Here is a 389-nt window from a genome sequence, read left to right as displayed (position 1 = left end):
TTAAACTCCGGAAACGCTGCTTTTAACATGGCAGCAACTTGTGATGGCGGAACCGCAAATGTTACAGGAGATCTTGGCGGAAGCTTTACGTTTAATCCAATACCAACCGATGGTGCAACAATAAACGCAACTAGCGGAACGGTAACCAACGGAATTTCAGGAACTACTTATACTATAGAATATACAAGTCCAGGAACCTGCGGAGTAAGTAGTACCCAATCTGTAACTGTTTTAAATTCCGGAAACGCTTCATTTTCTATGACAGCAACTTGTGATGGCGGAACCGCAAATATCACAGGAGATCTTGGCGGGAGTTTTGTTTTTAATCCGATACCAACGGATGGAGCAACAATAAACGCAACTAGCGGAGTGGTAACTAATGGAATTTC

At 42.9% G+C, this 389-nt stretch carries 1 protein-coding gene; it reads left to right on the top strand.

Translation table 11 applies throughout. From position 1 onward, the window contains the following. Positions 1-389: hypothetical protein (locus ACVCXO_RS03715; RefSeq protein ID WP_452228250.1), on the top strand; the 389-nt coding region annotated here is incomplete at both ends.

This window comes from Lacinutrix sp. MEBiC02404, from assembly GCF_053601575.1.
The sequence above is the reverse complement of the archived record's forward strand: the minus strand, read 5'-3'. Positions and strand labels throughout refer to the sequence as shown.